The sequence below is a fragment of the Exiguobacterium sp. ZOR0005 genome (genome assembly GCF_000798975.1).
Lineage (GTDB): Bacteria > Bacillota > Bacilli > Exiguobacteriales > Exiguobacteriaceae > Exiguobacterium > Exiguobacterium aurantiacum.
In genome coordinates this window covers 23,041-31,487 of record NZ_JTLB01000027.1, presented here as the reverse complement: position 1 = coordinate 31,487, position 8,447 = coordinate 23,041, and the positions used below count along the sequence as shown (strand labels likewise).

The following is an 8,447-nucleotide window of genomic DNA, read 5'->3' as shown; positions in this document are numbered from 1 at the left end:
CTTCTCACCATAAAAAAACACTCCCCAATCAGATAAACAGATTTGTTATTTCATCTGTCTACCTATTGGGGAGCATATCATCGCGGTTCAGGCTTTTTTATGAATCAACCGTGCGATTCTGCGGACGGCGTTCGTCAGAAGCGGTCCCGCGTCCCGCATCGCTTCCTCGAGCGTCATGACCCGGGAAATGATCGGGAACACTGCCTCGATGCCGGCATCAGGTAACGCGACCATGTCCGACTGTCCGGTGAACACGAGCGTCGGAACGCCGTGTGTGTGGGCGAGCAGTGCGAGTCCGTACGGGGTTTTCCCATGCAGTGACTGTTGATCGAACTTGCCTTCCCCCGTGATGAGCCAATCGGCCGTCCGTAGTTTTGTTTCCAAGTCGGTCCAGCGCGCGACTTCTTCAATCCCGCTCACATACGTCGCCCCGAGCTGATAGAGCGCAAATCCGGCCCCACCGGCCGCGCCGGCACCTGGTAAAGCCGTCATGTCGCACGCGAAGCACGCGGCGTAACGCGCGAGGTGTGCCTCATAGCGGTCGACGTCGTCCACGGGTAGCCCTTTTTGCGGACCGAACACAGCCACCGCCCCCGTACTACCTAGAAGCGGGTTCGTCACGTCCGAGACGATGCGCCACTCCACGTGTCGCGCTTCCGGCATGAGATTCGACCAGTCGATGGATGCGACGCGGCCGATGTGATGGGGCGAGCTGTCGAGCTCGTTTCCGATGTGATCATAAAACCGAACGCCGAGCGCCTCGAGCAGTCCTTTTCCTCCGTCAATCGTCGCACTGCCGCCCAGTCCGACCGTGATTCGCCTTGCCCCGCGCAGAAGTGCCGCCCGCAGCTGCAACCCGGTCCCGTACGTACTGTAACGCCACGGGTCGAGCGTCTTAACGAGCGTGAGCCCGGATGCTTCGGCCAATTCGATGACCGCTTCTCGCGAAGACTCGGCCCATCCGAATCGTGCCTGTCGCATCAATCCGTCGAGCGCCGTGACAGAATCGGTGACGACCTCCCCTTCCGGATGCGACGCAAGCCAGGAGTCGAGAAATCCTTCGCCACCGTCCGACACCGGCACGGTCACGACGTCATACCCTTCGAGCGCTCGTGCCACGGCCGCGTTCGCCTCCACGCTCGAGAGCGACCCTTTGAACGAGTCTATCGCCACGACAATCAACATGTCATCCCCTCCTCCCTTTTAGTGTAACGCAAAAACCGCCCCTCCGAAGAGACGCGGTGTAAGTTATGGACGAAGCGATGTGACGAGCCCCATCATCTGGTCGCCCATCGACAGCGCCCGGGAGTTCATCTGGTAAGCGCGCTGCGTGATCGTCATGTCGGTCATCTCTTTCGTCAAATCGACGTTCGACGACTCGAGCGTCCCTTCAATCAACAAGTTGCCGAGCGGACGGTCGACTTCAGTCTGAAAATCAGCCGAGTAGACGTTGTTGCCCATCGGACGAAGTTCGGACGTGTTACGCACCTCGACGATGTCGAGGCGGCCGAACGCTTGCTCGACCCCGTTCACGCTCGCCACGACGACACCGTCTTGACGAACGCGGTGATCCGTCGCCTCGTTCGGCATCGTGATGCGGTTGCCGTCCGCGCCGAGAAGCGCGTTGCCGTTCACATCGACGAGCGTCGTCTCGGCACCGACCGACAGCTGCATGTTGCCGTTTCGCGTCACGCCAACACCGTCCGGCGTCTCGACGACGAAAAATTGCCGGCTCGCCTTCAAGAAGACGTCGAGCCCGCGCTCGGTCGCCCGAATCTGCCCGATATTAAACTGCTGCGAGATGTCGGCGACATGACCGCCGACCCCGATCCGGATCCCGTTCGGCGTGTCGCGTCCGACCTCGAACTCGGGACGCGGCTGGTTATCGTACGCCTGTGACAACAGCGAGGCGAAGTGCCCTTGTTGTCGTTTGAACCCGACCGTGTCGACGTTGGCGATGTTGTGCCCGGTCACGTCGAGTTGACGCTGCAACTGCGTGAGCGAGTTGACCGAATTATAAATCGATTGCATCGTAATCCTCCTTATCGAACCCGAGCGATTTCAATGGCCCGCTCGGCACTCTTGTCATACGCTTGGACGACTTTCTGGTTCGCCTCGAATTGGCGATACGTCATCATGAGGTCGGCCATCGTCTGGTCGAGATTGACGTTCGCCTCTTCGATGAACCCTTGTTGGAACGCGACAGGCGCAAGTGCCGGAGCATCACCGTTCACACGATAGTCGTTGCCGACCTGTTCGAGCGTCGCCAAGTCATCGATCTGGTAGGCACCGAGTGTCGCCACGTCTTCCCCGAGTGACGTGATTTGTCCGGCCGCCGACAGCGTGAATTCGCTTGACGGCAATTGGATGCGGGCACCCGCGTCCGACAAGACGTACCCACCGTCAGCTGAACGGAGGAAACGCCCCTCGTCGACCGAGAAGCGGCCGTTCGTCGTGTAGAGCGTCTCACCGTTTTGTTCGACCGCGAACATCGGCGCACCGGTGAATCCGGCCGGCGCCTTTAAATAGACGTCCGTCGGGCTACCTGTTTCCGAGATGCTACCGGCTGAGAAGCGCGGCATCGTCTCTTGAAGATACACACCGGTCGAGAGCGTCCCGACCTGACCTTGTACCCGTGAGCGTCCGTTGCCGGGGTTGCTCACTTGGGCGAGCAACATCTCAGGAAATGACCGAACGACTCCGTTCGATGCCTTGAATCCAGGCGTCCGCACGTTGCCGAGGTTGTTGCTTAAAATCTCTTGCTGGCGTTGCAGCGCGTTCATCGCACCGGCCGCCGTATATAGTCCGCGTAACATGATCGTCTTCCTTTCGTCCTCAAACGTGTTCTACTTTCTTTATCGTACCAAACGTAGGAATCATTCACCGTTTTTTGAAAAAAGATGAAGAATTAGTACGATCGCCACACGTCTAGTAGTAAATAATATTTAATATGATATAATTATTTAATCAACGTATTTCATGAAGGAGGAACGTGCCATGGCTCGTCGAGTTACAAATGACCGCTCTAAAGTCGTCGTGAGAAAAGTAGGCGGTTCAAAAGGCGTAACGTTACCAAAGGCGCTTTCTGCGGACATTGGAGATCAGTTTTACATTCAACAACATCATGACGGAACGATCATCCTTACGCCTTTAGAAAAACCAAAGATCCTGAAAAACGTATTTGCTGATGTCAATGAAGAGACGTATGCAGATTTATACGAGGTCATCCTTGGAGAAGTAGGTAAGGAAGCAGAGTAAACACATCACGTTTCTTTTGGAAGGAAGCCAAAAATATGTCATCTTCATTGAATCAATTACAGCAACCCCTCGTCGGAGAGATTGGATATATCGATTTTGACCCAAGCGCGGGATCTGAAATTCAAAAACGGCGCCCCGCGATTGTGATTAGCCAAAATGATTTCAATCGAACTGGATTTTGCATCGTTTGCCCTATCACCCATACTGAGAGACCTTTGTTTGTTCGTATACCCGATGGTTTACCAGTAGAAGGTTACATTAACGTCATTCAAGCCAAGTCAATCGACTGGAGGGCCCGACGGTGGAAACGGACGACGACGTGTCCAATCGAAGTGTTAGAACAAGTTCAAGAAATTGTAGCCGTAGCCATTCTAGGTGAATGTTCGATCATTCGAACTTAGGTTTGCCTGAGATATACAAAAACGAGTTCGTCCCCAACAGTGGAGACGAACTCGTTTTTTAGGATTCGACGATCGGCAATTCGACGACAAGTGTCGTCCCTTTGCCAGACTCCGAGCGAACGTAAATCGTTCCACCGTGAGATTCGACGATCTCTTTACAGATGGCGAGCCCAAGGCCGGTGCCTCCAATGTTGCGGCTCTGTTCGCTCTGTACGCGGTAGAACTTTTCAAACAAACGTGCCGCATCTTCCTCTGACACACCGATGCCTTCATCTTCGATGGCGACCCGGATGACGTCGTCATCGCATTCGACGTTGACGGTGATGTTCCCGCCGTCGGGTGAATATTTAATGGCATTGTTCAAGACGTTCGAGAACACTTGACGGAGACGAGCCGGGTTTCCGGAAACTTGAAGCGACTCGTCGCAGTCAAAGTGGAACATATGCAGCTCCGTCGAGCCGGCATGAATCTCGAGCACATCCGACAACATCTCATATAGACTCTCAACCTTGAAATCTTGCTGGTCGGCGCCTGCTTCCATCTTCTGCACGTCGAGCAAATCCGTGACGAGCCGCTCGAGGCGTTTCGTCTCACTGTTGATCATACTCAAGTAACGCTTCCGCTTCTCTTCCTCGACATGGCGCGTAGCCAACAGCTCGGTGAACCCAAGAATCGAGGTGAGCGGAGTCCGCAGTTCGTGCGAGACGGTGGCGACAAGCTCCGTCTTCAAGCGATCGATTTCAATATCTTTCGTGACGTCACGTGAGACAAACATCAAACCGAACCGTTCGTCTTGCAGCTCGATCGGTTCGGCGTACATCCGTACGATACGTCTACCCTTATGCATCGAGTACGTAAACGTCTCATCGAATATTCCTTCGCGCCGAGCCCGGTTCGTGAAGCGAAGCAACCCTTCCCGGTCGTCAATATGACTCATGAAAGGTTCATAAAACGTCTCAATCGGGTAAAGACTTTGACGATTGTCATACGGGACCGGCTGGTCATACAAATCGAACAGCGCCTGGTTGCCGTACATCTTCCCGGTGCTCAACTCCTCGAACACGATCGAGTCACGCATCGTATGAAGGATGCGGGCCGTCTTCTCCCGCTCCCGTTCGAGCGCATCGTGTTGCCCGATGAGCGAACTCGACATCTCATTGAACGCCCTCGACAGTTGACCGACCTCGTTTTGAAGCGGGTCGACCGGGATGAGCACGGCGTGCGGGTCGACGGCAAGCCGTTCACTGTTCGTGATGAGCGCCTGCAGTTGTGTCGTTAAACGAACGACATACGGTTGCAGACTGACGAACAAGACAAATACGGCGCCGAGCAAGATGATGAGCCACATCCATTGCGCTTTCGCGAGTTGCTCGGACAGCGATTCACGAAGCGACGTCTCCTGGAAATCAAGGTCGGCCCGATAATCGGTGAACACCGATTCCATGTCCACGATGCTCGCGCTCATGTCGGCCGCACTATTCGAATTAAATTTGAAGCGCGTCTGGTTCGACGTCGCATTTTTCGGCATGAGTTGCCCGACCGTCGCCATCTGCAGGAACGGCTCGTCAATCTCACCGTTCCCTTTGGCGATGACGTACCGTTCAAGCCCCGGCATGACGCGGGTCGTATAAATCGTGAACAACAGCCGCGCGTCTTTGGCGAACGTCAGCTCTTCTTTGCTGGTAGCCGTCTCCTCGAACCAAGCCGTCTGTTCATCGATGCGAGACTGGGCGCCGCGCACTTCGTTCAAGAGCGCATCTTCTCCGAGTAAGACGTGGCCGCGCATCTCATATTGCATCGATTGCCACGTCTCGAACAGGTTCGTCGCCCGGGAGCGCTGTTCACTGATGCGTTCGAGTTCGACGGTCGTCGCTTTGATCGCTTGTTGCGTGTAAAAATATGTGCCAAGTGACGTGAGCGTGATTAAAGCGACGAGCACGTAAAATATCGTCAGCACTTGACGGCTGATTCTTGCTTCGATCCAACGTTTCATGCGCAGCCTTCTTCCTTTGTGTTTTTTAACTTATATCGTGTCCATCTCACTTTTCAAATAAGGCGATATCATGTACGATTAGGTGGAATTTATCACACCCGTTCTATTTAAGTCTTGACTTATGAACGGAGTGTGACAAGTATACCGTTGTCTTCTCACAAGAATCTCACAAGTCCGAAGGGAATATGCTCATGACCCGAAAACATATCGCGCTGATGCTCGTCATCATATTCATCGCCGTCACGAGCGGGCTCGTGCTCACGCGCGGGCAGACGATCGACAGCAAAGCCGCCGTCACGCGAGGTTCGGCCGATTTGACCGAATCGAACGTGACACAAGACATTTTACGACTCGATGGGACGTGGCGTTTCCAGTCGAGCCTGCTTGACCGCGTTGAACGCGAGTCGTATCGCAGCGTCCCCCATATCACACCACATGCTATCGCGACATACGAGGCCGATGTCGCGCTTCCACCTGGACAATATGCACTTCGAGTACCGCGAAACCATCCGCACGTCCGCCTCTTCATCGATGGAGAACCCGTTCGCCCCATTTATTCGTCTCAGACGCAAGACGCCAGACACGCGTATGTTGTGTGGCTCGACCCGAACGTGTCCGACTTCCGTCTGACGATGCAAGTCGCCGAAGCAAGCGACCGCCCGACCGGCCTCGAAGACAGTTTATTGATTGGTCCAGCCGGACATATCATGACGTTACAAAATAAAATTTTCAGCTATGATTTTGTCATCATCTTGATCGCATTCCTCATCCTTCTCTTCTACGCGATCGTCTCCATATTCCATCGTAAAGAATCTTTTTATTTGTATGGGGCAGCCTTTTTCTTATTGGTCGGTCTGTCATTGTTGACGCAAGATCCAATGCTCCTCTTCGAATTCATCCCATCGGTGACGTACATCATCGCCCATAAAGTCAGCCTCGTCACCGTCTTGTTAAGTATCTGTATGCTCATCGAGTTCGCGCTTCGACTCGAGCGCGTGCCGTTCGAACGGTTTTTAAGGTCCGTCACCTATCCGCTGTACGTGCTGAGCGCGGTCGCTGTCGTCATTCCTTACGAGACACACGGCTGGTTCGACTACGCCGTTTGGATGTACATTTTATTTGTCACTTTCTTTTGGACAGGACTGAACGTCAACTGGTTATTCGAAAGAAAAGCGACCGGCTATCCGTTGGAGTTTTTGATTTTTACGTTGGCGCTGATGATCGGATACGTCGGTCAAGTCATCAACCTCCTGATCCCGCACCCGAACCAAGACGTGTATACGAGCGTGTTGTCGCTCATTTACTTCATCTTGATGTTCATGTTACTGCCGGTTCATTTGTCGACCGACAAGCGCCAAAAACAAGAAGTCCAAACGTTTGCCGATCAGACTGAGATTTCCTTCTTCAACGCGCAAATCAAGCCGCACTTTTTATATAACACGTTCGGGAACGTCATCGCCCTCTGTTACACGTCTCCGCATGAGGCGGCGCGACTGCTCAGTCACTTGAGCACATACGTCCGCTTCATCTTCGAGAACGGCCGGACCGAGTCGAACATCACGCTCGGACAAGAACTCGAGATGATCGACTCGTATCTTTCCATCGAGCAGACACGCTTCAACGACGCCTTCACCATCATCAAGGACATCGATGAGAGTCTACTCGACTTAGAAGTGCCGCCGCTCCTCATCCAACCGCTCGTCGAGAACGCGATTCGCCATGGCCTAATGAAGAAAGATGGGATGAAACGACTCATGTTGTCCATCCAAGACATCGGCTCATCTCTCGAAATACGCGTCGCGGACAACGGCGTCGGATTCGATCCGAAACGAAGAACGATGCCGACGAGCGGCATCGGCATCCCGAACGTTCGTAACCGCATCGCCTATTTAACAGACGCCACCTTTGATTTACAAACCGAAGCCGGAGCCGGCACGCACGTGCGAATCCGTCTCCCTAAACAAGAAAGGATGAACGACCCGCATGCGTACGATTTTGATTGAAGATGAACAACACTTGTTACGGATGATGGAGCGCATCATCCGAACCGAACCGAACATGAAGTGGATGGGCTCGTTCCACGACCCGAAAGAAGCGCTCGCTTTTTTAGAGAACCAAGACGTCGACCTTGTCTTTCTCGATGTCGAGATGCCGCACATGTCCGGGATCGAGGTCGCGAAACAGTTGCCGAAGACGACACAAGTCGTCTTCACGACGGCACACAGCCAGTATGCGGTCGAGGCGTTCGATTTGCAGGCGACACATTACTTGTTGAAGCCAATCACCGAAGACAAGATTCACGCCTTGATGCCGCGCGTCATAAAGCGGTACGAGTCGATTCTCCAATCGGAACGACACCGGACGTGCACGATTCAATGCCTCGACAACTTCTCGGTCAAGACGCAAGATGGAGACCTCGTCAAGTGGCCGACACAAAAGACGGAAGAGCTGTTCGCTTACTTGGTGTACCATCGCGATAAAGTCGTCAACAAATGGCTCATCGCCGAGACGCTTTACCCCGAAATCGACGAGCCGCAACGCGCGCTCCATAACGTCTATAACCTCGTCTACCGTCTGAAGAAGACGCTCGCCGATTACGACTTGAGCGTCTCGGTCCAGACGATCAACAACGGTTACTCGCTCCGCCTCGAAGAAGCGTGTGCCTGTGATTATCACGCTTGGCTCGACGCCGACCCGAAACCGATGCCAAAAGAAGAGGTCGAACGTCGCCTCTTCGTCGACAAAGATTATACGTGGCACTAAAAAACGCTTCTCCAGATTCTTTGGAGAAGCGT

At 53.9% G+C, this 8,447-nt stretch carries 8 protein-coding genes; 4 read left to right on the top strand and 4 right to left on the bottom strand.

The features are described from left to right. Positions 1 to 87: 87 nt before the first annotated feature. The 3 genes from L971_RS12545 to L971_RS12535 all read right to left on the bottom strand — a co-directional run bounded on the left by L971_RS12545 (position 88) and on the right by L971_RS12535 (position 2,816). Positions 88 to 1,185, bottom strand: a complete 1,098-nt coding sequence (locus L971_RS12545; protein ID WP_047376151.1) for a glycerate kinase — start codon at positions 1,183 to 1,185, stop codon at positions 88 to 90. A 63-nt stretch (positions 1,186 to 1,248) separates the two neighbouring features. Further along, positions 1,249 to 2,031 carry a flagellar hook-basal body protein gene (locus L971_RS12540; RefSeq protein ID WP_047376149.1) on the bottom strand — a complete coding sequence of 261 codons (783 nt, stop codon included), beginning with the start codon at positions 2,029 to 2,031 and terminating at the stop codon, positions 1,249 to 1,251. 11 nt (positions 2,032 to 2,042) lie between these two features. Further along, positions 2,043 to 2,816, bottom strand: coding sequence for a flagellar hook-basal body protein (locus L971_RS12535; protein ID WP_047376147.1), 774 nt, complete (start codon positions 2,814 to 2,816; stop codon positions 2,043 to 2,045). Between the two features lie 181 nt (positions 2,817 to 2,997). On the opposite strand from L971_RS12535, the gene L971_RS12530 reads away from it, so the two are divergent. Together L971_RS12530 and L971_RS12525 are read left to right on the top strand one after the other, a co-directional pair. Next, the gene (locus L971_RS12530; RefSeq protein WP_024370821.1) at positions 2,998 to 3,258 is read left to right on the top strand and encodes a hypothetical protein; all 261 of its coding nucleotides are present in this window, start codon (positions 2,998 to 3,000) and stop codon (positions 3,256 to 3,258) included. A gap of 35 nt (positions 3,259 to 3,293) precedes the next feature. Next, positions 3,294 to 3,659 (top strand): type II toxin-antitoxin system PemK/MazF family toxin, encoded by a 366-nt coding sequence (locus tag L971_RS12525; RefSeq protein WP_024370822.1) that lies wholly within the window; start codon positions 3,294 to 3,296, stop codon positions 3,657 to 3,659. Between the two features lie 58 nt (positions 3,660 to 3,717). On the opposite strand, the gene L971_RS12520 is transcribed toward L971_RS12525, so the two are convergent. Then, complete coding sequence (locus L971_RS12520; RefSeq protein ID WP_047376145.1) at positions 3,718 to 5,652, bottom strand: cell wall metabolism sensor histidine kinase WalK; 1,935 nt, start codon at positions 5,650 to 5,652, stop codon at positions 3,718 to 3,720. Between the two features lie 191 nt (positions 5,653 to 5,843). On the opposite strand from L971_RS12520, the gene L971_RS12515 reads away from it, so the two are divergent. Together L971_RS12515 and L971_RS12510 are read left to right on the top strand one after the other, a co-directional pair. After that, the gene (locus tag L971_RS12515) at positions 5,844 to 7,655 is read left to right on the top strand and encodes a sensor histidine kinase (protein ID WP_024370824.1); all 1,812 of its coding nucleotides are present in this window, start codon (positions 5,844 to 5,846) and stop codon (positions 7,653 to 7,655) included. Further along, entirely contained in the window at positions 7,636 to 8,415 is a 780-nt protein-coding gene (locus L971_RS12510) for a response regulator (protein ID WP_047376143.1), read from the top strand. The genes L971_RS12515 and L971_RS12510 overlap by 20 nt, the downstream gene beginning before the upstream one ends. Positions 8,416 to 8,447: the final 32 nt, after the last annotated feature.

What these genes read in the sequence shown, in the direction of transcription:
- L971_RS12545 (WP_047376151.1), bottom strand. Translation starts at nt 1,185, where the DNA reads ATGTTGATTGTCGTGGCGATAGACTCGTTCAAAGGGTCGCTCTCGAGC.
- L971_RS12540 (WP_047376149.1), bottom strand. Translation starts at nt 2,031, where the DNA reads ATGCAATCGATTTATAATTCGGTCAACTCGCTCACGCAGTTGCAGCGT.
- L971_RS12535 (WP_047376147.1), bottom strand. Translation starts at nt 2,816, where the DNA reads ATGTTACGCGGACTATATACGGCGGCCGGTGCGATGAACGCGCTGCAA.
- L971_RS12530 (WP_024370821.1), top strand. Translation starts at nt 2,998, where the DNA reads ATGGCTCGTCGAGTTACAAATGACCGCTCTAAAGTCGTCGTGAGAAAA.
- L971_RS12525 (WP_024370822.1), top strand. Translation starts at nt 3,294, where the DNA reads ATGTCATCTTCATTGAATCAATTACAGCAACCCCTCGTCGGAGAGATT.
- L971_RS12520 (WP_047376145.1), bottom strand. Translation starts at nt 5,652, where the DNA reads ATGAAACGTTGGATCGAAGCAAGAATCAGCCGTCAAGTGCTGACGATA.
- L971_RS12515 (WP_024370824.1), top strand. Translation starts at nt 5,844, where the DNA reads ATGACCCGAAAACATATCGCGCTGATGCTCGTCATCATATTCATCGCC.
- L971_RS12510 (WP_047376143.1), top strand. Translation starts at nt 7,636, where the DNA reads ATGCGTACGATTTTGATTGAAGATGAACAACACTTGTTACGGATGATG.